At 61.2% G+C, this 25,097-nt stretch carries 23 protein-coding genes and 1 tRNA gene; 15 read left to right on the top strand and 9 right to left on the bottom strand.

The genetic code is table 11. The features are described 5' to 3' along the window. Positions 1 to 72: 72 nt before the first annotated feature. Complete coding sequence (locus BPNPMPFG_RS23340; RefSeq protein WP_258590998.1) at positions 73 to 684, bottom strand: META domain-containing protein; 612 nt, start codon at positions 682 to 684, stop codon at positions 73 to 75. Positions 685 to 1,475: 791 nt separating this feature from the next. On the opposite strand from BPNPMPFG_RS23340, the gene BPNPMPFG_RS23345 reads away from it, so the two are divergent. The 3 genes from BPNPMPFG_RS23345 to BPNPMPFG_RS23355 all read left to right on the top strand — a co-directional run bounded on the left by BPNPMPFG_RS23345 (position 1,476) and on the right by BPNPMPFG_RS23355 (position 4,276). Then, positions 1,476 to 2,657, top strand: coding sequence for a helix-turn-helix domain-containing protein (locus BPNPMPFG_RS23345; RefSeq protein WP_258590999.1), 1,182 nt, complete (start codon positions 1,476 to 1,478; stop codon positions 2,655 to 2,657). Beyond that, complete coding sequence (locus BPNPMPFG_RS23350; protein ID WP_258591000.1) at positions 2,554 to 3,612, top strand: helix-turn-helix domain-containing protein; 1,059 nt, start codon at positions 2,554 to 2,556, stop codon at positions 3,610 to 3,612. The genes BPNPMPFG_RS23345 and BPNPMPFG_RS23350 overlap by 104 nt, the downstream gene beginning before the upstream one ends. 229 nt (positions 3,613 to 3,841) lie before the next feature. After that, on the top strand, positions 3,842 to 4,276 hold the full coding sequence (locus tag BPNPMPFG_RS23355; protein WP_258596786.1) for a L,D-transpeptidase: 435 nt from the start codon (positions 3,842 to 3,844) through the stop codon (positions 4,274 to 4,276). Positions 4,277 to 4,541: 265 nt separating this feature from the next. Here the strand turns inward: BPNPMPFG_RS23355 and BPNPMPFG_RS23360 are convergent, their stop codons facing one another. Then, the gene (locus BPNPMPFG_RS23360; protein WP_258591001.1) at positions 4,542 to 4,985 is read right to left on the bottom strand and encodes a hypothetical protein; all 444 of its coding nucleotides are present in this window, start codon (positions 4,983 to 4,985) and stop codon (positions 4,542 to 4,544) included. 35 nt (positions 4,986 to 5,020) lie between these two features. After that, entirely contained in the window at positions 5,021 to 5,443 is a 423-nt protein-coding gene (locus BPNPMPFG_RS43215) for a BA14K family protein (RefSeq protein ID WP_413776800.1), read from the bottom strand. Between the two features lie 781 nt (positions 5,444 to 6,224). Here BPNPMPFG_RS43215 and BPNPMPFG_RS23365 point away from each other — a divergent pair. The 6 genes from BPNPMPFG_RS23365 (at position 6,225) to BPNPMPFG_RS23390 (ending at position 14,806) form a co-directional block, all read left to right on the top strand. After that, positions 6,225 to 7,700, top strand: a complete 1,476-nt coding sequence (locus tag BPNPMPFG_RS23365) for a Do family serine endopeptidase (protein WP_258591002.1) — start codon at positions 6,225 to 6,227, stop codon at positions 7,698 to 7,700. 716 nt (positions 7,701 to 8,416) lie between these two features. Next, positions 8,417 to 9,442, top strand: coding sequence for a helix-turn-helix domain-containing protein (locus tag BPNPMPFG_RS23370; protein WP_258591003.1), 1,026 nt, complete (start codon positions 8,417 to 8,419; stop codon positions 9,440 to 9,442). 638 nt (positions 9,443 to 10,080) lie between these two features. Next, positions 10,081 to 11,151: a helix-turn-helix domain-containing protein gene (locus BPNPMPFG_RS23375; RefSeq protein WP_258591004.1), complete on the top strand. Its 1,071-nt coding sequence runs from the start codon at positions 10,081 to 10,083 to the stop codon at positions 11,149 to 11,151. 8 nt (positions 11,152 to 11,159) lie between these two features. Beyond that, entirely contained in the window at positions 11,160 to 12,218 is a 1,059-nt protein-coding gene (locus BPNPMPFG_RS23380) for a helix-turn-helix domain-containing protein (protein ID WP_258591005.1), read from the top strand. Positions 12,219 to 12,477: 259 nt separating this feature from the next. Then, the gene (locus tag BPNPMPFG_RS23385; protein ID WP_258591006.1) at positions 12,478 to 14,025 is read left to right on the top strand and encodes a hypothetical protein; all 1,548 of its coding nucleotides are present in this window, start codon (positions 12,478 to 12,480) and stop codon (positions 14,023 to 14,025) included. A gap of 232 nt (positions 14,026 to 14,257) precedes the next feature. Beyond that, positions 14,258 to 14,806, top strand: coding sequence for a helix-turn-helix domain-containing protein (locus tag BPNPMPFG_RS23390; RefSeq protein WP_258591007.1), 549 nt, complete (start codon positions 14,258 to 14,260; stop codon positions 14,804 to 14,806). A 460-nt stretch (positions 14,807 to 15,266) separates the two neighbouring features. On the opposite strand, the gene BPNPMPFG_RS23395 is transcribed toward BPNPMPFG_RS23390, so the two are convergent. The 3 genes from BPNPMPFG_RS23395 to BPNPMPFG_RS23405 form a co-directional block, all read right to left on the bottom strand. Then, positions 15,267 to 15,343, bottom strand: a tRNA-Arg gene (locus BPNPMPFG_RS23395). Between the two features lie 311 nt (positions 15,344 to 15,654). After that, complete coding sequence (locus BPNPMPFG_RS23400; RefSeq protein WP_258591008.1) at positions 15,655 to 16,578, bottom strand: DUF1003 domain-containing protein; 924 nt, start codon at positions 16,576 to 16,578, stop codon at positions 15,655 to 15,657. A 381-nt stretch (positions 16,579 to 16,959) separates the two neighbouring features. Then, positions 16,960 to 17,853 (bottom strand): D-alanyl-D-alanine carboxypeptidase family protein, encoded by an 894-nt coding sequence (locus BPNPMPFG_RS23405; protein ID WP_258591009.1) that lies wholly within the window; start codon positions 17,851 to 17,853, stop codon positions 16,960 to 16,962. 797 nt (positions 17,854 to 18,650) lie between these two features. Here BPNPMPFG_RS23405 and BPNPMPFG_RS23410 point away from each other — a divergent pair. The 3 genes from BPNPMPFG_RS23410 (at position 18,651) to BPNPMPFG_RS23420 (ending at position 20,976) form a co-directional block, all read left to right on the top strand. Continuing rightward, entirely contained in the window at positions 18,651 to 19,754 is a 1,104-nt protein-coding gene (locus BPNPMPFG_RS23410; RefSeq protein ID WP_258591010.1) for a hypothetical protein, read from the top strand. Between the two features lie 167 nt (positions 19,755 to 19,921). Continuing rightward, positions 19,922 to 20,542, top strand: coding sequence for a nucleoside triphosphate hydrolase (locus BPNPMPFG_RS23415; RefSeq protein ID WP_258591011.1), 621 nt, complete (start codon positions 19,922 to 19,924; stop codon positions 20,540 to 20,542). A gap of 86 nt (positions 20,543 to 20,628) precedes the next feature. Beyond that, positions 20,629 to 20,976, top strand: coding sequence for a hypothetical protein (locus tag BPNPMPFG_RS23420; RefSeq protein WP_258591012.1), 348 nt, complete (start codon positions 20,629 to 20,631; stop codon positions 20,974 to 20,976). Between the two features lie 89 nt (positions 20,977 to 21,065). Here BPNPMPFG_RS23420 and BPNPMPFG_RS23425 read toward each other — a convergent pair whose 3' ends face one another. From BPNPMPFG_RS23425 to BPNPMPFG_RS23435, 3 genes are all read right to left on the bottom strand, one after another. Continuing rightward, a complete protein-coding gene (locus BPNPMPFG_RS23425; RefSeq protein WP_258591013.1) occupies positions 21,066 to 21,770 on the bottom strand; it encodes a glutathione S-transferase family protein in 705 nt (234 codons plus the stop codon). 181 nt (positions 21,771 to 21,951) lie between these two features. Beyond that, positions 21,952 to 23,160, bottom strand: coding sequence for a beta-ketoacyl-[acyl-carrier-protein] synthase family protein (locus tag BPNPMPFG_RS23430; RefSeq protein WP_258591014.1), 1,209 nt, complete (start codon positions 23,158 to 23,160; stop codon positions 21,952 to 21,954). Positions 23,161 to 23,165: 5 nt separating this feature from the next. Next, a complete protein-coding gene (locus BPNPMPFG_RS23435) occupies positions 23,166 to 23,420 on the bottom strand; it encodes an acyl carrier protein (protein ID WP_023760236.1) in 255 nt (84 codons plus the stop codon). Positions 23,421 to 23,633: 213 nt separating this feature from the next. On the opposite strand from BPNPMPFG_RS23435, the gene BPNPMPFG_RS23440 reads away from it, so the two are divergent. From BPNPMPFG_RS23440 to BPNPMPFG_RS23450, 3 genes are read left to right on the top strand one after another with little or no spacing between them, the layout of a single operon-like run. After that, positions 23,634 to 24,467, top strand: coding sequence for an urease accessory protein UreD (locus BPNPMPFG_RS23440; RefSeq protein WP_258591015.1), 834 nt, complete (start codon positions 23,634 to 23,636; stop codon positions 24,465 to 24,467). A 28-nt stretch (positions 24,468 to 24,495) separates the two neighbouring features. Beyond that, on the top strand, positions 24,496 to 24,798 hold the full coding sequence (locus BPNPMPFG_RS23445) for an urease subunit gamma (protein WP_199648108.1): 303 nt from the start codon (positions 24,496 to 24,498) through the stop codon (positions 24,796 to 24,798). 11 nt (positions 24,799 to 24,809) lie between these two features. After that, the gene (locus BPNPMPFG_RS23450) at positions 24,810 to 25,064 is read left to right on the top strand and encodes a DUF1272 domain-containing protein (RefSeq protein WP_258591016.1); all 255 of its coding nucleotides are present in this window, start codon (positions 24,810 to 24,812) and stop codon (positions 25,062 to 25,064) included. Positions 25,065 to 25,097: the final 33 nt, after the last annotated feature.

Raw genomic sequence — 25,097 nt, forward strand, 5'->3', positions numbered from 1 at the left:
CATTCCTTGTACCCTTTCGCTGCGCGACCAGCCCAGCCCGCCTGGTATTCGGGCTCTCCATGCCAAGAGAGTCTATTTCCCCAGGCTTACGAGCGTCTGACCGTCCTTACCGAGAAGCCGCAATTGCCCTGTTGATGCGACCTCGAAGCGACGAACTGCTTCGAGAGCGGCCAGAAGATTGCGCTCCTGGTCCATGAGCGGTTGATCGCACATCATCATTGATGCGCCCGTCTCTGAAATCGTCAGACCTTCCCCGGTCGCGGTGAATTTGCCAAAGAATCGGTTGCACGAGCCATTCCCGTGGACGCTTCCGCCCTGATCGAAAGCAAGAGTGGGCTGGGACCCTGCAACAAGGGCCTTTCCGGCTATCATTTCGACAGGCCGATCCCCGTGAAGCAGGTCTGCAGGTTCGCCGGCGCACCCTGCCAACTTGCGGTCACCCATCATCACGGTCGCGGTATTCGGATATGGCATTCCCGTCATCGTATCGGCGCACACTGCGTCCGTAATCGTTAGCGTGAAGTGTCGGCCATCAACAGTCGCTGTGTATACATCGGTGCCGTCCTTTGTCGTGGGCTGCGGCACCGGTTCAATCGTGAAAGTCTCTCCCTCCAGTGCATGAAAGGTAATTGCCTTGTCGGACACCTTGATCTGCCAATTCGGCTCGTTGCCGCGCGCCGTCAAGGTAGCAGCCTGAGCACTGTCTGCCGCTGCAAGACAGAGTGCCAAAAATGGCGCGGCGATCCTAAACGGGGAGCACGGTTTTCTGGACAGAATTGCTACCCTCCATGATCGCCAGCCGACCATATTTTTATGATCGGGACCCGCCGACTGGCGGTCAAATCACCAGCGGTTATTCCAACCGAATGTCCTATGTCCGGATAAGAGTCCACGCTACCGACTGGAGAACAAAGCCGGGAACTCAAAAAATGGATGGAATGCCTAGAGTTGGGATAGCCAGCGTACTGGCCGGATTTCCAGAGGGAAGAACTTGCCTCCGATGTCTGCTCGCTCTCGGCGCCACCGTAGCCTCATGAAAGCGGCTCTGCCCACTCTAAACGGAACGGGCGTGCAGGAAGCAAAGGACAGTATCACTGCGCAAGGCATAGCGGATATCTGCGCAGATCTCTTCGCATCACGCTGCTGTGCGATCGCGCACGCCACCCGTAAGCCACTCATCAACCCGGACGAGCCGCGCGAAGCGCCGTGCCTGTATCGTGAGCCACGAGAGATCGACATTTTGCTCGATTGGGCTCATTCCGGAGCGCAAGAAATAAACGCCTGATCCACGTTTGGGATTCACAGCATATTCCAAAAAAACGAAGTGCTGGCTTAGAGTTACTTCGATTTGATCTCATCCGCGGCGGCAGGTTGACGATCCAATTTTATTGTTGGTTTTCCTTGGTGGGAAATCGGCCTGTCGCGCTGTGACCTGCCTAGATCATGGCAGCTCTCATGCGGGACAGGAGTTTGTCATGGACGCAAGAGTAAGTGCAGCCGGCATTCCCAGCGATCCCTATGCTGATGAGCCTCTGAGATGCGCGATCGACCAGAACACCTCGTCGGTGCCTCCCGCCGAACAGTTCGATTTCTTCCGGACCTGGTACGCCGGGGTTGCCGAAATGCAGCTTCTTCGTGCCGAACAGTCCCTGTTCCCGGCTCGTCATCAGGTATGGCAGTTGGGAGATCTGGCACTCGGCACAATCAAGTTTCCCGGTTTCGGCTACGACATTCGATGGGAGCATCGGAAGCGGCCGCTGCTGGATCATTGGGTGCTGTCCGTGCCGTTTTCACGATCCCGTGGCGGCAAAATGGAAGCAGGAAAGCCTCGCCTGAGATGCCTGGCACTGCCCGATGTCGCGGTGACCCATGATGACCTGTTCATCAGGCTCTTTCTGCCGCGCACGTGGCCGGCGACCCGCTCGTCAAAAATCGAAGCAAGCGACGCGACGTTGACCTTCCTGGCCCACTACGCGATCCTGCTCTACCGCTCTCTCCCCGATCTGAGGGAAGGAGATCTGCCGCACATCGTCACGGCGACCGCCAATCTCTTCGCCGCGGCACTGATGCCCTCAAAGGATCATCTCGCAGCCGCGCAAGGACCCGTGGACGCCGTTACCACCGCGCGTATCGCCAAAACCATTGTGGAAAGATTGACCGACCCCGATTTGACGCCCGCCAAGCTCTGCCGTGCGGCCGGCATCTCACGGTCGCGTCTCTATCGGATTTTCGAGCCGGCGGGCGGAGTGGCCAATTATGTGCGCCGCAAGCGACTGCTCAAGACACGCGATGCCCTGGCCAACAGTTCGGACAGGCGAACGATCTCCAGCATTGCCGAGGCATGGGGCTTCGCCGATCCTTCCACCTATAGCCGGATGTTCAAATTGGAGTTCGGCGTGTCTCCCAAGGAGGCGCGCGAACTCGGATGGCAAGGCGTCAAGCACTCCACCTGGCTGAGCATCGATCAGCCGATCGATGGTGTCGGCACCTGGGCACCCTTCTCATCAACAATTCCCTGGGGTTGTCACTTTCTTCCAAGCGATGAGTTGCCTCATGCAGGACAAGGCACGAGTTATCAGCGCAAGCGCCAAGATTGGAACCACAGAGCCTCTGAGATGCGTCGTCGACATCGACACCTCGTCGGCGCCGCCCGCTGAACAGTTCGACCTTTATCGAAGCTGGCACTCCAGCATTGCCGACATCGAATTGCTTCGAGACAAGTTCGGTTCGTTCGCCGCGCGCGAGCGGGTGTGGCAGCTGGGCGGCCTCGTGCTGGCCTGCATCGAATATCCCGGAACCGGCTATCATCGCCGCTGGAGCAGCAAGAAGAATCCGGTCTTCGATCATTGGCTTCTGTGCGTGCCGCAGACAATCCCTTCAGACGGCGGGCAGCCCCGGATAGGACCGTTGCGCTGGCAGTGCCTGGCGATGCCGCATCAGGGTCAGGGCGAGGATGATGGCGTGATTTGCCTGTTCCTTCCGCGAGACTTCGCGTTCTCGCAGCCCTTCACGCTGGACATCCGCCAGGAGATGGCGGCGTTCGTCGCGGATTACATCCTGCTGCTTTATCATTCGCTTCCAAACCGCACGGAGAACGATGTTCCGTATATTGCGGCAGCGACCACCAGCCTGCTCGCCGCGTGCATCTCCCCATCCCGGGATCACTTTTTCGAGGCCCAGGAACCGATCGATGCCGTCATCATGGCCCGCGCGAACAGGCTCATTGCCGCCAGGCTTGCCGATCGCGACCTGACGCCGGAAAGGCTCTGCCAGGAACTCAGCATCTCACGCTCCCGCCTTTATCGGATTTTCGAACCGGCTGGAGGCGTGTCACACTACATCCGGCGCCAAAGGTTGCTGAAGACAAGGGATGTTCTGGGGGACAGCACGGACGGACGCCCGATCTCCAGCATCGCGGAGGAATGGGGCTTTGTAGACCCTTCCACATACAGCCGAACATTCAGGAGAGAGTTTGGAATCTCCCCCAAAGAGGCACGCGAAGCCGGCTGGCTGGGCATCAAGCATCCGCCTTTGGCGGAGCGGCCCGGCGACAACACACCTTCGTTGAGCAGCCTTCTGGCCAGCAACTATCTGCTTGGCCGCCAACTGTAGAGCAAGTAGTTGGTGAATTCGGCTGACGTGACCTGATCGAGGATAGGAGATTCATTTGGTAAATTCTTTAAACAGACGATCCGTGATTGTTGGAGGGGTATCATTTCTGGCGCTATTTGGTCGCGCGGAAGCCTCCCAGAAGAGTTGGTATATCGGGAGGATCCCAGACAAGCCGTTTGACGTTCCTCTCGTCGACAAGGCACATATTCCCCAGCAGTTCCGTCGGCAAATGGTGCCTTATTTGGGCAAGGAACCTTCCGGAACAATCCTTATCAATAAGCAAGAGCGCTTCCTGTATTATGTCGAAGATGCCGGCAGGGCGATCCGCTTTGGGATTGCAGTCGGTCGGGACGGACAGAGGTGGAGTGGAGAGGCGATAGTCGGACGAAGAGCCAAATGGCCAACCTGGACTCCTACCGCCAACATGCGACGCCGTAATCCGAGCTTACCGCAGCGCGTCCCCGGAGGCCCAAACAATCCTCTCGGAGCACGGGCGCTGTATCTGTATCGCAATGGCCAGGATACGCTTTACCGCATTCATGGGACCAATGAGCCGTGGACTATTGGCAAAGCCGCATCGTCCGGTTGCATCCGGATGTTGAACGAGCACATTTTTGAACTCTACGGGACAGTACGCAACGGCGCCCGCGTTATCGTTCTCTAGCGCTTACCCGAGTGGCGACTTGGAATGCACAAGGAGCTTACGCGTACCCGGAATTCCGAAGACTACGCCCACGTCGCCGCCATGCCTCGGCCGGTGTTCGTGGTTCGATTGCATTTGGCCGCAGCAAAAAGATCCCTTGGCACAAAGCCGGCGGTTAAAACGTTGCAACAGAACAGAGCCAATGACGCCGCCAGCCGGCGATGCAGTGCGCGATCGAACTGAATAGTCTTTGCATATCAATTTTCCTTACAGGGAGATGAGATGCTCAACCGCCGGCGCATGCGGACGGCACAGCTCGGCCAACGCCCCACGACAGGCGTCCCTGTATGATGGTGAGCGTCCATTGGCCGTTCGAATAGATCGTTCCCTCTGGGCCCATTGAGGGCAGATCAACCTCGGCCGCGTCGTTGACGGATACCGAAGCGCGATCACCGAGGAGACGCACTGCCAGACGCGTGCCGTCCTGGCATGTGTAGTTGCTGACGGGATAGGGATTGCCCGCCCCAATCGACGCGCCGGACGCGGAATGCTTGAAGCTTGCAATCATCAGGGCGCTAGTTGCCGCGATTGATAGGTTTCTCAGCACAATAGTCCTCCCAAACTGGCGCATCAGCGTAGGCTGGCTCGCGCCAATGGCCTCGCTGGCCTTTGCCTGGGTCGGTTTTTGCTCCCGTACCAGCTTGCACTCAGCCCGTTGCAACAAATCCAATCGGGTTCGCCGGAACCAGCGAACCCGGAGCACGCTCAGAAGGGCGAGATGCACTGCCGGCGCGGGCCATTGTGAGGCTGCCAGCTATTGTCCGAGACTCGATACGAGCGGTAGCGCTGCGAGCACCAGTTCACATGGTTATTCCAGGCGCTGTGATTGTGCTGGCGGGCAGCCGAGACCGCCATCCCGCCGAGCAGCATTCCGCCAATCACGCCTGCCGCGACGGCGCCACTATTGTTCCTCGAATGACGGTAATGACGGTGGGGACGGGAGGGCCGATGATGGGGAGGCCTGTGGTGCGGTGGCCGTGCTCCGTGTCCCGGTCTATGGCGGGGAGGCCTCCTTAGATCGACGTTCGTGACCGTATCGGAAACTGACGGCCTCAGCGCTCCGACCGGCATTGCCCATGTAGGTGCTGCCATGCTTGCGATGAGCGCGGCGATGATGATGCGCTTCATATGCCACTCCGTTAACTGTGTCCGCCGCCGTCCAACCTGTCGCCGCGGATGAGGTCAAATCGAAGTAACTTTAAGCCAGCACTTCGTCTCTTTGGAATATGCCGTGAATCCCAAACGTGGATAGGGCGTTTATTTCTTGCACTGCGTCTCCGTTAATTGTGTCCGCCGCCGTAGTCTAGCATAGGGAATGTATGGCAGCGATCTATCACAAGACCTTGAAACCGTATCGCGCTTCCTCGATGCCCCGCGACAGGCCGCCCGCCCCCTCTCGTTGAGACGAAAATCACCCGTTAGACAGCGCCCTCATCCCACGAAAAATCACAGTCTAGAGCGGCTTTCTGGCGTACTCGGGGAATGGCGGCAAAGGCGAGCCTGATGCTTTGCGCGCCGCCTTCAAATGCGCCGCCAAACAATCAGCGTACAGAGAACTTGTGACAAAATTTGACCTGAAATCGCCGTCGCACGATCCTCGAATCAATGTAGCGTAAACACCGAATAAATCGGATGGTATATGCAACTCTTTTGGTTTAGATTCTCGGGACATCGAACGACCTTCGTTTTCGATATCTCGTAATTCAGTGCTACGCTTTTCTTCAAGTTACAATTTTGCAACCTTTCTTAGAAGGAAGACGATAGCGTCTTTATTGATATTTTATCTTAATTTTTTTTGGAAAATGACAAAACTTTCATGCAATGGAAATGGCGCCGTAATGTGGGCCCCTCTAGTCCTCCTGTCCAGGACGCTCATCTGGAGCGCATCCTTCCAAGAGGACCCCAACTCATGAATATCGCCCACAATTCATATTCCAGCACACGTCGGCGCCTGACAGCGGCCGTGGCGTCACTGGCAGTCGTCGGCGCTGTCGGTGTCACTGCAGTTTTCTCGGGAACGGTTCCCGTTCTGGCGGATGCCGTGCATGTCCAGGCGCCGCAGTCGACAGGCTTTGCCGATATCGTCGAACGCGTCTCGCCCGCGGTCGTCAGCGTCAAAGTCAAGTCGACGATCCAGCCTGCGGCCGATGAAGGCTCCGACGACCAGGATGGCTTCGACAACCTCCCCGACAACCCGCAACAACGCAGCTTCAAAAATGGCGATCGCAAGCCGCGCCCGGTCGCGCAAGGTTCGGGCTTCTTCATCTCCGAGGACGGCTACCTCGTCACCAACAATCACGTCGTCTCGGAAGGCTCGTCCTTCACGGTTGTCACCAGCGACGGCAAGGAGCTCGACGCCAAGCTGGTCGGCACCGACCCACGCACCGACCTTGCGGTGCTGAAGGTCGACGGCGGCGACAAGTTCACCTATGTCGACTTCGCCGACGATTCCAAGGTTCGCATCGGTGACTGGGTGGTGGCCGTCGGCAATCCGTTTGGCCTTGGCGGCACCGTTACTTCCGGCATTGTCTCGGCTCGCGGCCGAGACATCGGCGCTGGCCCATATGACGATTTCATCCAGATCGATGCTCCGGTCAATCACGGCAATTCGGGCGGCCCAACCTTCAACCTCAACGGTGAGGTGATCGGCGTCAATACAGCCATCTTCTCACCATCGGGTGGCAGTGTCGGCATTGGCTTCGACATTCCGGCGTCAACCGCCAAGCAAGTCGTTGAGGACCTTATGAAGGACGGTTCCATCAAGCGCGGCTGGCTCGGCGTTGAAATCCAGCCGGTTACCGCCGACATCGCCGACTCGCTCGGCCTGAAATCGGACAAGGGCACGCTGGTTTCGAACGCCCAGGACGCTGGTCCCGGCAGGAAGGCCGGCATCGTCGCCGGTGACGTCATTATGCAGGTCAACGGCAAGGACGTCGACTCGCCGAAGGAACTCGCCCGCACGATCGGCGCCTATGCGCCAGGCAAATCGGTCGACGTCACCGTCTGGCGCGGCGGCAAGAGCCAGACGATCAAGGTCGATCTGGGTACGCTGCCCTCCGGCGACAAGCAGGGCTCAAGCGATGACGGTAAGCAGGCCGCGCCCGCCAAGACCGACGCATTGGCCGATCTCGGGCTGACCGTCACCAAGTCGGACAAAGGCAAAGGACTGGTCGTCACCGATGTCGATCCCAGCAGCGACGCGGCGGACCGTGGCATCCAGCCCGGCGACGTCATCACCACGATCAACGCGGCCAAGGTGAGCACCGCCGGCGACGTCACCAAGGCCATGTCGGATGCCGCCAAGGCAGGACGCAAGGCTGTGCTTATGCAGATCACCCGTGACGACGCCAACCGCTTCGTCGCTCTACCGGTCAGCAAGGGCTGATAGCGTCCCCCCGAGACCACGCATGGCTTTCGGGGGGCTGCTTCAAAACGCTGAGGCATCGCTGGCGTACTCACGGGGTGTGCGGCGCTTTCAGCTAACGACCCTCCTCGCAGCGAGGTCTGCCGCCAAGCCGTTGCGGGGAACAAGGAGCCGAACACATCAGTCAGTCGTGGTGTTCGCTCCTGGCGGCAGCGGGCTCCCCTACGCCCGCTGCCGTTTCGGCGCCGATGTCGGCCCGTCCGTCCAGAACATCTGTCCAACGCGTGGCGTATCTGTCTCAAAACGCACTCGACAACCAATGCACCCGGGCTGTCGCGCGTCTCATGACTCCCAGATCATCACGGACCACTGTCAGAAGACTGATGGGCAGCACCTTGGCCGAGGTCACGTAGAGCTTCACAAAGTGAGCCACGTATCGCGAATGATCTGGCTGGCGGGGACGCTGGTCCCGGCCCGGACCGTTGCAACGCGGCCGTCCGATCAATCCGGCTGGTTGCGCCCCGCCATCAGTCACGTGATTTGGCGTTATATGTCGCAACCTTGATTTGACCTCACCTGCGACGAACGGTTGATGATTTGTTTGCTATCGCGGGAAATCGACCTGTTGCGCGAAGTAGGCCCGGCCGGCAAATGACGAGACAAACTGAAGGCCGAATTGGGCAAAAGCGATTGCGTCCGGTATCTCCCAGTTCGGACGATAGTTGTGGAGACCATGGATGTTGGAGGCACCGAACTGGTACGCGCGTAAATACAACTCCGTCGTGGCCCGCACCCGCGAGTCCGATCCCGATGCCGAATTCCATATCCAGCAGATCGGAGCACAGCGCCATGCATCGCGCCTGGCGACCATCGACTATGGCGACGCCTTCGTCCTCGACTTGCAGGACAAAGGTGGCATCGCGATGTCGGGGGCGATCAATGACAACGCGCTGACGGCGGTGTTCCTTTGGGGTGAAGGCACCACCTTCAACGGGCAACGGAGTGAAGTACCGCGATTGCGGGTCATCGGCCCGGGAACGGAATTCAACCTGGAGATGCCCGGTAGCTATCGCCTCATGCGGATCGGCCTGCGTGGGTCCGCGCTCGATTCTTTGCGTACGACATCCGCTTCCCAACTCGACCGGCTGAACTGGCTGATGCCTGGGGTGCACGAACAGCGCTTCGCCCCGGCAACCGAACTGGAGCTTCAACGGAAGCTGCTGCGGACCGTCGGGTACGCGGAGGCTGCCGCACGGCGTAACTACGACCTTAGTGCCGGCCTGGCGGTTGCGGCGAGCGAGGCGGGCGCCGCGCTCGCGCAGGTGCTCTCCCGCACGGAGGGGCCGCCCGCCCGCAGCCTCGGTTCCGGCGATCGACGCGATATCGTTGATGCCACTCTCGCCATCCTCGAGACGAAACCGCACGGTCCGGTTTCGGTCAGCGCCGTCTGCGGGATACTGGGCGTCGGCGAGCGAACGTTGGAGCGCGCGTTTCAGGAACGCCTGGGGGTCAATCCTCGCGCCTATGAGCGGGAGCGGCGGTTACGAGCGGCGCACGGCCTCATCCTGACGGAGGGCGATCGCCTCTCGATCACCGATATCGCCATGAGCTTCAGCTTCTGGCACCTGGGCCGCTTCGCCGGGGCCTATTCGGCGCTCTTCGGATGCTCGCCCAGCGAGACGCGGCGGCGCATTTGGGGGCACGGGCCGCAAGATTTGATGGATGTCGTCGAACCTGCTGGCGTGGGGAGGATTCGCACGTAACGCGGCCTGTCCCCGCTGCATTGATCGGGCATTCCAAGGGTTGATGTTTGGGGGCTGCGAGAAGGCGAGGACGATGGCGGATCGCCAGCGATCCCGCCGACGTTGAAGCGGCGGGTGGGAGGATCTGCCTGGCAGCGATCGAATCTTGAATTTCGGTCGCGCGCCTCGCGATAATCGTCACAGGCATGGGGACAGGTGGTCCCGTGACCATGCCGACACCGTCTGCGCCATGATCCGCAGGAAGAAGGCGACGAAACGCATCACGGCTTCAACGCTATCCGACAGCCACTCCGTCGTGTCGGAAAGTGGATAGAGATTGGTTCGCCCTCAGGAGATTCTGGTGATGCGGCGTCGTTGCCGCCGCAGGACCGCCGCTAATCCGCGGATGTCGGGAGCCGGTGTTCGGCCGAAATGCAGGAGAGCAGAATGGTGTTCGATCAGCCTCTATAAGCGCAGCCGCCATGCCGCTCCCGCCCACGTGCTCGGAGCGCCGGCATCATCCTGACTACACAACGCTCGACTCCCGAGGCTGGAAGTCGGTGGGAGCCGAAACGCCCCCCGACAGATGGCTGGAAGCGCGAGAGGCGGTGGTCGCTCGCCATGGGCCTCCCCTGGCGACGGCGGGACAGGAGTTTGTCATGGACGCAAGAGTAAGTGCAGCCGGCATTCCCAGCGATCCCTATGCTGATGAGCCTCTGAGATGCGCGATCGACCAGAACACCTCGTCGGTGCCTCCCGCCGAACAGTTCGATTTCTTCCGGACCTGGTACGCCGGGGTTGCCGAAATGCAGCTTCTTCATGCCGAACAGTCCCTGTTCCCGGCCCGTCATCAGGTGTGGCAGTTGGGAGATCTGGCACTCGGCACAATCAAGTTTCCCGGTTTCGGCTACGACATTCGATGGGAGCATCGGAAGCGGCCGCTGCTGGATCATTGGGTCCTGTCCGTGCCGTTTTCACGATCCCGTGGCGGCAAGATGGCCCTTGGAAAGCCTCGCCTGAGGTGCCTGGCACTGCCCGATGTCGCGGTGACCCATGATGACCTGTTCATCAGGCTCTTCCTGCCGCGCACGTGGCCGGCGACCCGCTCGTCAAAAATCGAAGCAAGCGACGCGACGTTGACCTTCCTGGCCCACTACGCGATCCTGCTCTACCGCTCTCTCCCCGATCTGAGGGAAGGAGATCTGCCGCACATCGTCACGGCGACCGCCAATCTCTTCGCCGCGGCACTGATGCCCTCAAAGGATCATCTCGCAGCCGCGCAAGGACCCGTGGACGCCGTTACCACCGCGCGTATCGCCAAAACCATTGTGGAAAGATTGACCGACCCCGATTTGACGCCCGCCAAGCTCTGCCGTGCGGCCGGCATCTCACGGTCGCGTCTCTATCGGATTTTCGAGCCGGCGGGCGGAGTGGCCAATTATGTGCGCCGCAAGCGACTGCTCAAGACACGCGATGCCCTGGCCAACAGTTCGGACAGGCGAACGATCTCCAGCATTGCCGAGGCGTGGGGCTTCGCCGATCCTTCCACCTATAGCCGGATGTTCAAATTGGAGTTCGGCGTGTCTCCCAAGGAGGCGCGCGAACTCGGATGGCAAGGCGTCAAGCACTCCACCTGGCTGAGCATCGATCAGCCGATCGATGGTGTCGGCACCCTGGGCACCCTTCTCATCAACAATTCCCTGGGGTTGTCACTTTCTTCCAAGCGATGAGTTGCCTCATGCAGGACAAGGCACGAGTTATCAGCGCAAGCGCCAAGATTGGAACCACAGAGCCTCTGAGATGCGTCGTCGACATCGACACCTCGTCGGCGCCGCCCGCTGAACAGTTCGACCTTTATCGAAGCTGGCACTCCAGCATTGCCGACATCGAATTGCTTCGAGACAAGTTCGGTTCGTTCGCCGCGCGCGAGCGGGTGTGGCAGCTGGGCGGCCTCGTGCTGGCCTGCATCGAATATCCCGGAACCGGCTATCATCGCCGCTGGAGCAGCAAGAAGAATCCGGTCTTCGATCATTGGCTTCTGTGCGTGCCGCAGACAATCCCTTCAGACGGCGGGCAGCCCCGGATAGGACCGTTGCGCTGGCAGTGCCTGGCGATGCCGCATCAGGGTCAGGGCGAGGATGATGGCGTGATTTGCCTGTTCCTTCCGCGAGACTTCGCGTTCTCGCAGCCCTTCACGCTGGACATCCGCCAGGAGATGGCGGCGTTCGTCGCGGATTACATCCTGCTGCTTTATCATTCGCTTCCAAACCGCACGGAGAACGATGTTCCGTATATTGCGGCAGCGACCACCAGCCTGCTCGCCGCGTGCATCTCCCCATCCCGGGATCACTTTTTCGAGGCCCAGGAACCGATCGATGCCGTCATCATGGCCCGCGCGAACAGGCTCATTGCCGCCAGGCTTGCCGATCGAGACCTGACGCCGGAAAAGCTCTGCCAGGAACTCAGCATCTCACGCTCCCGCCTTTATCGGATCTTCGAACCGGCTGGAGGCGTCTCGCACTACATCCGGCGCCAAAGGTTGCTGAAGACAAGGGATGTTCTGGGGGACAGCACGGACGGACGCCCGATCTCCAGCATCGCGGAGGAATGGGGCTTTGTAGACCCCTCCACATACAGCCGAACATTCAGGAGAGAGTTTGGAATCTCCCCCAAAGAGGCACGCGAAGCCGGCTGGCTGGGCATCAAGCATCCGCCTTTGGCGGAGCGGCCCGGCGACAACACACCTTCGTTGAGCAGCCTTCTGGCCAGCAACTATCCACTCGGCCGCCAACTGTAGGCACGCGCGAGCGAACTCGTTGGAGCAAACAAGGCCGCCGGGTAATCGCCGCGCCCTCCAATGGGCTATTCCGACTAAACCTTTGAGAGCGAAGTTCAGTAATTTCCGCGCTCTGTCCAATTTATCCCAACTCTGTGCGCAGGGTCCATTTTTATCAGATTGATGATTAATCGCCCGCCAATCTCGAGTTCCATCACTTTCGACATCCTGCGATGGGAAATATGCTTCTTCGAAACCTTCTCTCAAAGGGAGCCACCGAATGAAAAGACGCACATTTCTGACCGGAAGCGCGGCTGCCGTCACCGGGCTATCTGTAGACCCCGTCTTTTCACATGCGGCCACCGCCGACCGCCGGCCGCTAACGGTCACCGACCTTGAAAACTCGGCCGCCCAGCTTCGAAGCCGGTTTTCTCAGGGCTTCGATCCCGCTTATGTAGAAAACGCAATTCTTCCCTTCTTCCTGGTCAGCGTCTACCAGGGGGAGCGTGCGATGCTGCCCATGATCGATGAGGCGCTGAGCAAGGAAAATGCCCTTCCCACATATCTGTGGGGCCTGATCAGCGAGAGTTGGCGGCCCGCTCCGGAGAAAGGCGTAACCGTCTTTCTTCAGGGTTTGGACAAGCGTGGCCCAGACAATCGCCGCAAGCGCATCTACATGAGCGCCGTCACACCGGATCTCTATCGGGAGATGTACAGCGACAAGGTGACCGCGTTCTTTGAAGGCCTGCTGTCGAAGGGCAATGCCGGCAAGCCGTTGATGCGCCTGTACCTCGATACGTTCTGGGACATGTACTGGGACCTGCACCTCGGAGTCAGCGGCGATGCGATACCCCCGGAGGTGCACAAAATCGGCATGAGCTTCAACACGGTTCTCGCCTATCTCGATCCGACCCAACGCATCGTCTACGAAAACTACATGATCGTCCGGGACAACCTCGATTTCCTGAAGTCATGGATTGGGGAGCGGCTTGCCGATCTTGAGACGGGAAAGACGCCTCATCCACGCAAGACATTTGCCTGGTACTGGCTCAAGAACGGCGAAGGTGACGACAATTTCGCTCACAAGGACGTGGTCTTTGAGTGCTTTCACAACTTCGTGGCGTTCAGCCAGTGGGGCAACTCGCTCTACAACATGATGCTGAAGCTCGGCACGGCGACCGACGACCCGGACACACGGGAGTCGTTTGCGAAGACGATGCAGAGCAGCTTCGATAGCGCCGGCGAATCCTCGTTCAGCCCACTCGAGCGTTTCGTCATGGAGCTTTTCCGCACCATCTCGCCGAACAGCGGCAGCATCTCGTCATTGCAGGAAACCTCCCCGCCTGCGTTCGAGCGGTCCGGCTACATCATCAGCCCTCACACCTCGACCAGTCTCGACCCGGTTCACTGGAAGAATCCGGAAGAGTTCGATCCGTCACGCTACGAGCACGTCCCGACGAGCGCACAGGTCGACGAAAAGCATATCGAGCGGATAGGGATGGCCCGGTGTCCCTTCGAAAGAACCAGCTTCGAGGTGAAGGACGGCCGGAAGGCATCAATGCACAACAGCGCGTTCGGAACCGTCTTTGGCGTTGCCGATGGCAAACCCCTGCCGGTGTGCGACCACGCGGGTTTTGCTCCTTTTGGTTTCGGCTACCGGCGCTGCCCCGGCGAGCAACTAACCATCAATGCGTTCGAGGACTTTCTTCGTACGGTCTGGAAAAACAAGATCGACTTCGTGAAACTCAACCTGGCCCAGGCAGAGGTGCTGCCCATCGGTCCGATGACGGTAATCCGTGATGACCTGGGTTTCACTAGATCCGCCTGACGGCGCGCGTGCGGTGATCGCCAACTGGGTGTGGGATCAAATCACGCGCCCTGGAAAAGCATCCTGGACGACTGACGTGTTCAGCCCGGTGTTTCCCGTCAGCAGTTCGGGGTGTTGACCGCTTCAGGGAAAAGTCGAAGCCCGATTTTGCATAGCGCGAGACAAATTCGGCGCGATGGCACCGGCCCTTGATGCGGCACGAGGACGAGCCATAAGCACGCCCCTTGGAGGCATGCTGGCGGATTATATGCGGCTGCTGGAACGCCAGCTGCCGAACTTGACGGACGAAGACACCCGTCATCTGTCGCAGGCTATTGCCGCCATGGTAGCCGCGTGCGTAGAGCCGTCCGCTGATCGGATAGCCGAGGCACGCGGTCAAATAGGTGCAAGCCTCAAGGACAAGGCGCGGCGTTTTGTGTTGCGGAACTTGCACTCGCCTCGTCTCGGACCAAACGCGTTGTGCCGGGAACTGGGAATGTCCAGATCGAATGTCTACCGCTTGCTGGAAGCCGAAGGCGGCGTGGCACGATACATACAGCGCCTGCGCCTGCTGGAGAGCTTTGCGCAGCTGAGCGATCCATTCAACAGGAAACCGATTGTCGAGATCGCCGATGAATTGGGGATGCCGGACCATTCCCAGTTTAGTCGTACATTCCGGCGAGAGTTCGGCATCAGCCCGACCGATGCGCGCGAGGCCGCGCAAGCCGGGCTGGTTCCCTCGGCCGCTAATGCGCATCGGGTCGAACGGAATGACATCGTCGGACTTCTGTCCGTCCTTTAGTCTTTTACGCCACGTTCAGCGAGATACGAGCAATCGAAGTGAAGGCGGCGCGGTAGGTCTCCTGATCCTGGATCGCGAGGAAGTGGTCGAATGCCTCGAGCATTTCGATCAGACGATGTTGAGCGCATTCCTATGCGTGCGTAAGTAAAATGCCTTCCTTCATGAACGGCAGCTTTGAAGAAGCAGCTCTGGCCACCTGAATGGCTGGGTGCGTCGCATATCGGTCAAAACCCACAGTGAACCGAACGGACTGAGTGCTGCCTTCGAGAGCAACGCCCACCCGTTCCGCTGGATCATCGGACGCATCGCTTCGGCAGAAAATGAATGAATCCAACGCAAATTGCACCAATTGGCGTCAGCCAGCTAGTGGCAAAGCATGCTCCACTGCTTACGGGTTCCTTGCCTCGCGTAAATGTATCCCACCCGCGGTCGTCTAACTCATTGTAATACATAAGAAAATTGGCGCACCCGACAGGATTCGAACCTGTGACCTCTGCCTTCGGAGGGCAGCGCTCTATCCAGCTGAGCTACGGGTGCCTTCAGGATCGGCGATCCGGAAAACGAACCAGCCGGTGAACCGGCCAGCCACGGCTTCTTAGCGGAAGCCGGCGCGGGCTTCAACGGCCAATTGGTGATTGGCGCAGCGACTTGGCTCGGTGCGTCCAGGCTCCCGACCATGAGGTTCGCGCCGCGTCCGGCCCTTCGCAGGCTCCCTGCCCTTCGGGCGGTCAGCCCCTTTAAAAGGTCCACTGGACCTTTTAATCCGCCCGAGGGCGGACCGGGCTCTTCACCATTCGTCGTTCGAAAAGCCAAGCTGTTGGCTTTTCGTCCGCTGCCACTCTCACCTCTCACTGTGCCGCCTCACTCTTCACCGCCCTCGCCTTGCGCGGCGCCCGCTTCGGCTTCTTGGCGCCGGTCAGCTCGTGCATGGCGTCGAGCTGCATTTGCTGCATTTCGGCCAGCCGCGTCCATTGGCGCGAGATGAGGTAGTCGAGCTTCTCATGCAGGTGCCGCACTTCGAGCTCGGCCTTGAGGTTGACCCGGTAGTCGTTGAAGGAGCGCAGGCGGTCCTTGGACTCCTGCCGCCTCTGGCTCATCATGATGATCGGCGCCTGGATGGCGGCGATGCAGGAGAGCAGCAGGTTGAGCAGGATGAAGGGGTAGGGGTCGAAGGCGCTCACCGTGCCCTCGATGAGATTGATGCCGATCCACACCAGCAGCACGCTGCCGAACGAGATCAGGAACCACCAGCTGCCGCCGAAGGAAGCCATGTTGTCGGAGACGCGGTCGGCAAACGTTCGGTGCTCCTCGAACTCCTCCTCGCTGTTTTCGGAAATGGTGTCTTGTCTGGCGATGCTTTCGACCACCTGCCGGTCGAGCTCGGAGAATTCGCCGTGCTCCTGCTGGAGCAGCTCCTCCATGTAGCGCATGCGGTAGCGGCCGAGCTCCGCGCGGGTGATGCGGGCGCCGGGCGGCAGGTCCGGATGATCGGCGCGGATGCGGTCGGAGAGGCTCGGGCGCAGCGTGTCGATGCGAACCAGGTCGCGCTTGCGGAATTTCCGGCCTGATATCGCCGATGGTTTTTTCTTGGCCTTGCCGCGGTGGGCGCCCGGGCCGGATGGTTCCGAGTCCGGCACGTCGGGCGTTTCGAGGTGCTCGTCCGAGCTTTGATCGGCCTCGTTCTGGCCGATGGTCGGCGCCTCGAAATATTCGCCGCCGCTGTCGTTCTGGTTGTCTGCCGCCTGCTCGGGCGCCTTGGGGACGGTGCTCATGGTGCGGGCTCCTGCTGTGACGCTTCTACGCCTATGCCGCAAGATCGCCAGCATCGCGACGAATTTCGCAGCAATACAAGTCTTTTTGATCGATGCGCAGCGCGATCGATGCCGAGGGCGGGCTCTAGCAGCGGTTCGCAAGCTCATCGCGGCGGACCATAAATCACATCCGAGATTGGCCGAAGCTGCCCAACTTCATCATCCTCGGGTCTGCGTCGCTTCGCTCCTTACTCCGCCCGTGGATGACGAAGTGAGGGGTGTTTGCGCCAATCGGCAAGCCATGCGGTCCGTTACCGCAAGCGACCCAAACTGGGCCTCTCGGTCCGCATGAGAGCGAACCGGGTCTTCACCGGTCATCGTTCGAAGCCCCAGCCGTTGGCCTCACTGCTGCTGCGCGAACATCAGTCTTGTCTTGGTGGCATCCATCGTCGGCGACAGGCTGCGCTGGATCAGCGCCTCGACATGGTCGTTGCGCTGGCGGGCGCTGTCGGCGCCCATCACCACCACCACCAGCTGGCGGCCGTCGGCGTCGTAGGAGGTGACGATGTTGAAGCCGGAAGCCCTGATGTAGCCGGTCTTGATGCCGTTTACGCCGCGCACGCGGCCGAGCATGTCGTTGTGGCCGCGCACCAGTCTGCCGCGAAACATGAAATCGCTTTCGGAGAAATAGTGGAAATGCTGCGGGAAGCGGGAATGCAGCGCCATGCCGAGCACCGCCATGTCGCGCGCCGAGGTGTGCTGGTCGTCGTCGGGCAGGCCGGACGCGTTGCGGAACACGGTGCTCATCATGCCGAGCTGGCGCGCCTTGGCGGTCATCATGCCGGCAAACTGCTCCTCTGAGCCGCCGAGATATTCGCCAACCGCCACCGCCACGTCATTGGCCGACCTGACGACGATGGCGCGGATCGCCGAATCGACGTCGATGGTCTCGCCGCGCCGGAACCGCATCTTGGTCGGCGGCTGCGATGCGGCATGATCCGACACCGGGATCTGCGTTTGCTTGGTGACGCGGCCGGAGTCCATCGCCTCGAACAGCAGATACAGCGTCATCATCTTGGTCAGCGACGCCGGATAGCGCTGCGCCGTCGAGTTCACCTCGAACAGCGTCTTGCCGCTCTTGGCGTCAACGACGATCGCCGCGTATTTCTGCGGCGGCGCCGGCACCGCCAGCACGGCATCGGGCGGCGTCGTGGTCGTACAGCCGGCAACCAGCAGCAACAGGCCAAGGGCCACGAAAAGTCTCTGGATGAGCGGAAGGGAACGCGGGTTGGACAAGGGCAAGACTGTTCTGGCGATGCTGTTGCTGAGATGAGGCGAAGCTAACGTAACCCGCCAGCTGCGTCCATTTGGTTAATGGGGGTCATACCCAGGATTGTCGTGCAGTGCAGGACTTGGTTCCTCGCCCCCACAAAGTGGGGGAGAGGTGGCCGCGAAGCGGACGGAGAGGGGGCTTCATAAGGCGCCATTCGGCGAACGAAAAGTCTCGGATCATCTGTCCCGACAACATTCTACGAATACCCCCTCTCCGTCTCGGCTTCGCCGAGCCACCTCTCCCCCGCCCTTGGCGGGGGCGAGGAAGTCAAGCTTGTCCCCGCCGTGAAATCGCCCGTTTCCTGTCTCTTCTTGCCAAAGTCGTGTTTCCTGTGGGAAGGGGCGTGGCATCTGGCGGCTTGGTCACCTACACCGATGATACCAAATCGCCGGTGCGGGAATACAAGCGGCAGTAGGTCAGGTAGAGATTTGCCTCGCCCGGCGTTTGCGCCGCCCCTCACCTGCCTGTCGGCACCCTCTCCCCGTATAGTGACGGGGAGAGGGGACGCTTTCGTCAACGGTTTCGCCAATCATCAGCGTTGCAGAAAGAGCGCCAACGTTGCGGCCAGATCCCTTCTCCCCGTCACTATACGGGGTAAAGGTGCCGACAGGCAGGTGAGGGGCGGCGCCGACTGTCAACGATTGACCTCTTCCACCTCACTCTTCCTTCCCGCTCTGCCCGATGCAAAATGCCGATCGCGATGCTTGCGCAACCTTCACGGAGCAGGTTTGTTCGCACCACAAGAATCAACAGGTGCGCAATGAATACGATCACCATCAAGGCCAAAGGCATTTCGGTTTCGCTCGATCTCACGGTCGGCCATCTCGCCGACATGGTCGTCGACGGCGGCGGGCGCCAGCTGAGGCCGCTGCACCGCGCACCCTGGATCGACGAGGCGCGCGAGACGCTGCCGAAAGATCTGCCCGAGGGCACCGTACGCCTGTCCGGCGACTTCCTCTGCGCGCCGTTCTCGCGCAGCGATGTCGAGGACGCGCCGCTGCATGGCTGGCCGGCCAACAGCGCCTGGGATGTGGTCGACAGCAAGGCGACGGGAGATGGCTGGCAAGCGGTCTTCCGTTTGCGGCACACGGTGATGGGCGCGACGGTCGACAAGATCCTCACCCTGCGCAACGATCATCCCTTCCTCTACCAGGAACATGTGTTTTCCGGCGGCCATGGCGCGATCTCGGTCGCCCATCACCCGATGACGGCGATGACGGGCGGCGGCCGGCTGGCCTTTTCGCCGAAGCGGTTTGCCGCGACGCTGGACGATCCGCTGGAACCTGATCCCGCACGCGGCCGCTTCCTGCTGGCCTATCCGGCGCGGTCCACCGATCTCACCCGTTTTCCCGCCGCCGGCGGCGGCACGCTCGACCTGACGGACTATCGCATGGGTGACCATCGCGAGGATTTTATCACGCTGGTCGAGGCGGATCATGGCGGGCCGGGCTGGACGGCACTGGCGCGCCAGGCCGAAGACGATCTGGTGCTGGTGCTGAAGAACCCGGCCGAACTGCCGATCACCATGCTGTGGCTCAGCAATGCCGGGCGCGACTATGCGCCCTGGAGCGGCCGCCACCGCGGCGTACTCGGCATCGAGGACGGCCGCGCTTCCGTCGGTCATGCAGCGTCGATCGGTGACAACTGGCTGAAGCGCGAAGGGGTAGTGACCGCCTTTGCGCTCGGCGAAGACCACGGCTTCTCCTTTCGCCATGTCATCGGCGCGATGCCCCTGACCGGCGGCGAGCCGCCACAGGAGGTGACGACGGTGAGCGGCCGCATGCGGCTGGCAGCCGGCGGCTCGACATGGGAGGTCCCCTTCGACAGCGATTTCTTGCGTATTGGCGAGCCGGTGCCGGCCTGAACGGACGGTTCCCTGGGCATCGCTCCAATTTGCCATTCACACTTGCAGGCGCCAACTTCGACAACTGGTCGCCCCCGATTGTGCAAATCGCGGTTTGAAATTTCGGCCAACTGCCGACAAGATGCGGTGCGAATTATCCGCTGATCATTCAGGCAAGTGAGGCTCTCATGTCCGAAATCGCCCATCTCGCCGCCACCATCTTCAAGCGAGCGGGCAAGGCGCCGCGTTTCATTGTCGCCATTGCCGGCCCGCCGGGCGCCGGAAAGTCGACACTGTCGGCTGGCCTGCATGACCTGCTGCCGGAAGGTGCGGCGGAAGTCGTGCCGATGGACGGCTTCCATTATGACGACGTCGTGCTGGAGCGGCGCGGCCTGCGCGCGCGCAAGGGTGCGCCGGAAACCTTCGACTTCGCCGGCTTCGAAATCCTGTTGAAGCGCATCCGGGCCGGTGAACCCGACATCGCCATCCCGGTCTTCGACCGCGGCATGGAACTGTCGCGCGCCGCCGCCTCGATCGTCGCCGCCGAGACCAAATTCATTTTGGTCGAGGGCAATTACCTGCTGCTCGACGAGGAACCTTGGTCGCGGCTGGCGCCGCTGTTCGATTTCTCGATCTTCGTCGACGTGCCGCGCGATGAACTCGAGCGCCGGCTGCTCGAGCGCTGGCATGGGCATGGCCGCCCAGACGCGGATGCGCGCGCCTGGATCGCCTCCAACGACATGCCCAACATCGACCGCGTGCTTGCCCGCCGCCGGGCCGCCGATCTGGTGATCGGGGATTCCGCTTGATTCTAAGGATTCTCCAAGGGGAACCTTAAGACTTTCAGGTCGTTATCCCCGACAAGGCAATTCTGCCAGAAGAGGGATTCCGTCCGATGGCACAAAAGGCAAGAAAGCCCACGCCCGTCAAGGGCAAGGCAACCCAAGCGAAGACAGGCGCTGGTCCGGCAATCGCCGAGCGTTCAAAGGACGCCAAGCCGGCCTTCGGCAAGGCGGCGCCGAAGAAAGTGGTGCCGGCAACGGCGAAAGCCGAGCCGAAAGCCGCAAAAGCCAGAAAGCCGGTCAACGCCGACAACTCGTTGGCGGGCAGCGCCATGCGCACCGTCAAGGCGGCCGCCAATGTCGCTGCAGGCGCCGTCGTCGTCGCGGCCAGGGGAACTGTATCGCTTGCAGCCTCGGTCATGGGCAAAGGCGGTTCGAAAGCCAAGGCGAAGGCCAAGTAGCCCGCGTCTGTCGAGGACTTTAATCCTTTTTGCATGTCGTTCCCCCAAAACCGGGCCACTTTTGGGCGACATGCACTGCCGGTTTTAACTCAGCCCCTCGCCGGAATGGTCAGGCCCTTCTGCACCGCCGGCCGCGCCAGACCACGTTCCAGCCACGCTCCCACATTGGCGAAATCATCGAAGCCGACGAGTTCGCGCGCCTCGTAGAAGCCGATCAGGTTGCGCACCCAGCCGAGCAGCGAGATGTCGGCGATGGTGTAGTCATTGCCCATGATCCACTTGCGGCCCTTCAACCTGCCGTCGAGCACACCGATCAGCCGCCGCGATTCATCGCGATAACGCTCCAGCGGCCGCTTGTCGGCGATCTCGCGGCCGGCGAATTTGTGGAAAAAGCCGAGCTGGCCGAACATCGGCCCGACCGAGGCCATCTGGAAGAACACCCACTGGATCGTCTCGTAGCGCCGCGCCGCGTCCACGGGCATGAGCAGGCCGGTCTTTTCGGCGAGGTAGAGCAGGATGGCCCCGGATTCGAACAGGCCGATCGGCTTGCCGTCCGGACCGTTCGGATCGATGATTGCCGGTATCTTGCCGTTGGGATTGAGCGACAGGAACTCCGGCGTCCAGCTCTCGTTCTTGCTGATGTTGACGGGATGCGGCTCGTAGGGCAGGCCGAGTTCTTCCAGGGCGATCGAAACCTTCACCCCGTTCGGCGTTGGAGCCGAATAAAGCTGGATCTGGTCGGGATGCCTGGCCGGCCAGCGCGTTGCGATCGGAAAGGCGGACAGATCGGCCATGGAAAACTCCTGAATGGGGATTCGCGCCGAAAAGCGCGGGGTTTGGCGGGTCCACAAAGGATTAGGCGCGCGGCCGATGCTGATCAATATGGCGCTGACAAGTTTCGCCGTGCACGGACAATCAACGGAATCGGATGGCCCGCCAGAACCGCCCGGGGCAGGTGGTAACCGCCGCTCGGGACTAAACCGCCTTGAAGGCCAGCACCGCATTGGTGCCGCCGAACGCGAAGCCATTGCTGATGGCGGCGCGCACCTTGCGTTCACGTGCCACATTCGGCGTGACGTCGAGGTCGCAATCGGGGTCGGCTTCACGAAAATTGGCCGTCGGCGGCACGATGCCTTCCCGGATCGCCATCACGCAGGCGATCATCTCCAGCGCGCCCGATGCGCCAAGGCAGTGGGCATGCATCGATTTGGTCGACGACACCGACAGCTTGTAGGCGTGGTCGCCGAAGACGCGCTTGATCGCCGCCGTCTCGATCTGGTCGTTGGCCTTGGTGCCGGTGCCATGGGCATTGAGATAGTCGACATCCTCGGGATTGAACCCGGCATCGGCCAGGCAGGCGCGCATCGCGGCCGTCGGTCCTTCGATGGTCGGCGCGACGATGTCGGACGCGTCGGCGGAAAGGCCGGCACCGGCAACTTCCGCAAGGATGGTGGCGCCCCGCGCCATGGCATGCTCGTAGCTTTCCAGCACCGCCATCCCGGCGCCTTCACCGAGCGACAGGCCTTGGCGATCGGCCGAGAATGGCCGGCAGGTGTCTGGCGCCAATACCCGCAACGCTTCCCAGCCCTTCAGGATACCCCAGACCAGCGGCGCATCGGTGCCGCCGGCGACCATGACGTCGGCGCGGCCGAGCCTGATCTGGTCGACCGCCGAGGCGATGGCGTGGTTGGATGACGAGCAGGCCGAGGTGACGCCGAAGACCGGCCCGCGCAGGCCGAGATTCATGCTGACATGGCCGGAGGCCGCACTGGGCATCACCTTCGGCACGGTGAAGATACCGGCGCGGTTCTTGCCCTCGATCAGGATGGCGCGATAGTTTTCCTCGATCGCTTCCCAGCCGCAGACACCGACGCCGACGACGGTGCCCATCCGGTAGGTGGAGGCTTCGTCCGAGACCAGGCCGGAGTGCTGCATGGCCTCCCGCGCCGCGATGGTCGCCAGCAGGCTGAAGCGGTCCATCGACACCAATTGCTTGCGGTCGATGCCGTGATCGGGAAGCGTCTTGATTTCGCAGCCGACCTTGACCTTCAGGTCATGCAGCTGCGGACTGGTGATCTGGCCTATGGCCGAGCGGCCGGCGCGCATCTCGTTCCAGATCGCGGGCGCGTTGGTGCCGAGCCCGCAAATGCCGCCCATGCCGGTGATGACGACGCGCTGCCGCATTCAGGTCAGGCTTTTTTCGCGATCAGCGCGCGAACAGCTTCGACCATATCGCCGACATTCTTCAGATTGCTCCAGGCATCGACCGTGTTCATCTCGATCTCGATGCCATATTCTTCCTCGAGATCGAAGATGATCTCCGTCAGCTCGAGCGAATGGATACCAAGCGAGGTCAATTCGGTGTTGGTGGTGATTTCTTCGCCGCCCGGCTCGGCATGAGCCTTGATCTTCGCGATGATATCCGTTGCCAGCTGGTCGGCCATTCGGTTCTTCCCCACTATGTCGCGTTTCTCGACGCCAATTGAGCAGCGCCCCTTTTCTCCTGGTATCAAGCCGCCGTCTTCGCTCTATACCCCCGCCAAGCGCCGCATGACCGTACCAAGGTGGTTCCCTCTATAGAAACCGAAACGTTGTCAAGCAACAAGCTATATCGAGCACTATCTCGACAATGCCGCCGGAGTGCTTAACGTGCCGGCATGGATACGACCGAACATGGCGAGATTTCGACGCAACGCGTTGCGGGCGCGGCGCGGCTTTCCTGCGCTCTCGGTGACGGTCGCACGCGCCTGCGGCGCCTCTATCAGGACGGTGCGGCCAAGATAAGGATGCCGACCGTTTCGGCCGATCCGCTCGAAGCGGTGCTGATCAACACCGCCGGCGGCATGACCGGCGGCGACCGCCTCGGCTGGCAGGTGGATGCCGGCGCGGGCGCTTCGGCGTCGATCACCACCCAGGCCTGCGAAAAAATCTACCGGGCGGCATCCAACCGGGCCGAAGTGCGGGTCAATTTGTCGGTCGGCGAAAACGGCCGCATCGCCTGGTTGCCGCAGGAAACCATCGTCTTCGACCGGGCGGCGTTTGCCCGCACGCTCGACGTCGAGCTTGCCGCCGGCGCCGAGGCGCTGGTGCTGGAGGCCACCGTCTTCGGCCGCCTGGCGATGGGGGAACGCGCCGCGCGCGGCCATTTCCATGACCACTGGCGGGTCCGCCAGGACCGCAAACTGATTCATGCCGAGGATTTCCGCATCGGACCCGATATAGCGGCCACCCTCGGCCGCCCGGCGAGTGCCGGCGGCGCGATCGCCATGGCGACGCTGCTGCTGGTGTCGCCGCGGGCCGAGGCCCTGCTCGATACGGTTCTGGAGATCGTCGGCGACCAGGGCAGTGCCAGCGCCTGGAGCGTCAAGAAATCTGGCAAGCTTCTTGCGAGGCTTTACGCTGGAGATGGCTATCAGCTGCGCCAGCGCCTGGTTCCGCTGATCGAATTGCTCAACGGAAGGGCGGGGTTGCCCAAATTATGGTCACTGTAGGTCTGTCCAAGCCAGTCCAGGGAAACGCATGAACCTGACGCCGAGGGAAAAGGACAAGCTGCTGATCGCCATGGCGGCGATCGTGGCGCGCAAGCGGCTCGAACGTGGCGTCAGGCTCAATCATCCGGAAGCGATCGCGCTGATCACCGATTTCGTCGTCGAGGGCGCCCGCGACGGCCGCCCGGTCGCCGAATTGATGGAAGCCGGCGCCCATGTCGTCACCCGCGCGCAGGTGATGGAAGGCATCGCCGAGATGATCCATGACGTGCAGGTCGAAGCGACATTCCCCGACGGCACCAAGCTGGTGACCGTGCACGAACCCATCCGGTGAGGAGAGGAAAGATGCTTGAGCTGCGCCCCAACTGCGAATGTTGCGACAAGGACCTGCCGCCCGAGGCGACCGACGCGCTGATCGGCACCTTCGAGTGCACCTTTTGTGCCGACTGCGTGGAACAAGTGTTGGGCGGCACCTGTCCCAATTGCGGTGGCAATTTTTCGGCGCGGCCGATCCGCCCGGCGGCGATGCTGAAAAAGTACCCCGCCTCGACCAAGCGCGTTCTCAAGGCCGAAGGCTGCGGTCCCCGCAAGGCCGCATGAGCACCACGACACCGCAAACGAAAGGCAAATAGA

It is taken from the genome of Mesorhizobium sp. AR07, assembly GCF_024746815.1.
In the GTDB taxonomy this organism is placed as follows: domain Bacteria; phylum Pseudomonadota; class Alphaproteobacteria; order Rhizobiales; family Rhizobiaceae; genus Mesorhizobium.

Bases quoted from the DNA above. Each gene is read 5' to 3' on its own strand.
- BPNPMPFG_RS23425 (WP_258591013.1), bottom strand. From the start codon at position 21,770: ATGGCCGATCTGTCCGCCTTTCCGATCGCAACGCGCTGGCCGGCCAGG.
- BPNPMPFG_RS23385 (WP_258591006.1), top strand. From the start codon at position 12,478: ATGAAAAGACGCACATTTCTGACCGGAAGCGCGGCTGCCGTCACCGGG.
- BPNPMPFG_RS23450 (WP_258591016.1), top strand. From the start codon at position 24,810: ATGCTTGAGCTGCGCCCCAACTGCGAATGTTGCGACAAGGACCTGCCG.
- BPNPMPFG_RS23390 (WP_258591007.1), top strand. From the start codon at position 14,258: ATGCTGGCGGATTATATGCGGCTGCTGGAACGCCAGCTGCCGAACTTG.
- BPNPMPFG_RS23365 (WP_258591002.1), top strand. From the start codon at position 6,225: ATGAATATCGCCCACAATTCATATTCCAGCACACGTCGGCGCCTGACA.
- BPNPMPFG_RS23420 (WP_258591012.1), top strand. From the start codon at position 20,629: ATGGCACAAAAGGCAAGAAAGCCCACGCCCGTCAAGGGCAAGGCAACC.
- BPNPMPFG_RS23445 (WP_199648108.1), top strand. From the start codon at position 24,496: ATGAACCTGACGCCGAGGGAAAAGGACAAGCTGCTGATCGCCATGGCG.
- BPNPMPFG_RS23380 (WP_258591005.1), top strand. From the start codon at position 11,160: ATGCAGGACAAGGCACGAGTTATCAGCGCAAGCGCCAAGATTGGAACC.
- BPNPMPFG_RS23370 (WP_258591003.1), top strand. From the start codon at position 8,417: ATGTTGGAGGCACCGAACTGGTACGCGCGTAAATACAACTCCGTCGTG.
- BPNPMPFG_RS23400 (WP_258591008.1), bottom strand. From the start codon at position 16,578: ATGAGCACCGTCCCCAAGGCGCCCGAGCAGGCGGCAGACAACCAGAAC.
- BPNPMPFG_RS23415 (WP_258591011.1), top strand. From the start codon at position 19,922: ATGTCCGAAATCGCCCATCTCGCCGCCACCATCTTCAAGCGAGCGGGC.
- BPNPMPFG_RS23430 (WP_258591014.1), bottom strand. From the start codon at position 23,160: ATGCGGCAGCGCGTCGTCATCACCGGCATGGGCGGCATTTGCGGGCTC.
- BPNPMPFG_RS23440 (WP_258591015.1), top strand. From the start codon at position 23,634: ATGGATACGACCGAACATGGCGAGATTTCGACGCAACGCGTTGCGGGC.
- BPNPMPFG_RS23410 (WP_258591010.1), top strand. From the start codon at position 18,651: ATGAATACGATCACCATCAAGGCCAAAGGCATTTCGGTTTCGCTCGAT.
- BPNPMPFG_RS23350 (WP_258591000.1), top strand. From the start codon at position 2,554: ATGCAGGACAAGGCACGAGTTATCAGCGCAAGCGCCAAGATTGGAACC.
- BPNPMPFG_RS23435 (WP_023760236.1), bottom strand. From the start codon at position 23,420: ATGGCCGACCAGCTGGCAACGGATATCATCGCGAAGATCAAGGCTCAT.
- BPNPMPFG_RS43215 (WP_413776800.1), bottom strand. From the start codon at position 5,443: ATGAAGCGCATCATCATCGCCGCGCTCATCGCAAGCATGGCAGCACCT.
- BPNPMPFG_RS23375 (WP_258591004.1), top strand. From the start codon at position 10,081: ATGGACGCAAGAGTAAGTGCAGCCGGCATTCCCAGCGATCCCTATGCT.
- BPNPMPFG_RS23345 (WP_258590999.1), top strand. From the start codon at position 1,476: ATGGACGCAAGAGTAAGTGCAGCCGGCATTCCCAGCGATCCCTATGCT.
- BPNPMPFG_RS23355 (WP_258596786.1), top strand. From the start codon at position 3,842: ATGGTGCCTTATTTGGGCAAGGAACCTTCCGGAACAATCCTTATCAAT.